Origin of the sequence: Helicobacter sp. 11S03491-1, from assembly GCF_002272835.1 — a bacterium.
Taxonomy (GTDB): Bacteria; Campylobacterota; Campylobacteria; order Campylobacterales; family Helicobacteraceae; genus Helicobacter_J.
Map to the genome: position 1 here is coordinate 1 of NZ_MLAO01000029.1, position 644 is coordinate 644.

The 644-nt window shown below is 28.0% G+C and carries 1 protein-coding gene; it reads left to right on the forward strand.

Annotated elements, in window-relative coordinates; translation table 11 throughout:
• Positions 1-204: 204 nt before the first annotated feature.
• The coding region (locus BKH45_RS08685; protein WP_143428416.1) for a filamentous hemagglutinin N-terminal domain-containing protein at positions 205-644 on the forward strand (440 nt) is incomplete at its 3' end.

Below are 644 nucleotides of genomic sequence, written 5' to 3' on the forward strand. Positions count from 1 at the left end.
TAAATAATGATAATTATTATAGGAATATATCTATGAATGATTGTATGGATTTTCTTATTTAAAATAAAAAATAGATTTTTATCTTTAAATTATACACCCTATTATTTAAAATTAGTTTAAGATATATTATTCTATAATCTAAAAAATTATTAAAGTTTATGAAAATATAAAAATAAGTATAGATATAATCTATCAAGGAAAAAATTGAGTAAAAATATTTTATGTTTTTTTAAAACATATCGTTACTATTTGATTTTTATCCTCTTATTTTTTATTTTTCTTCGGCTTTTTCTCATCCCCTGTGTTCTCTTGGCTTCTGATGCGCAAAAGAATCCTTTGGACAAAACACATCCTCCCCCTATCAATAAAATCCCTATTTCTCAAGAGAGTATCCTTGAAGAAAATCAAGCTCCTTTGATTCCCAAAGACTTGCCCCTTATTGCGGATACTTCCTTATCACCTTATACCCCCGATACAGATAAATCTCCTAATGGTATAGAGATTGTTCAAATCACTGCCCCTAACCCAAAAGGTATTTCCAATAACTATTATCTTGATTTTAATGTCAATACAAAGGGATTGATACTCAATAATTCTATCCAAAGCATCACCCCTACTCAATTAGGAGGGTTTATTGGTTCTAA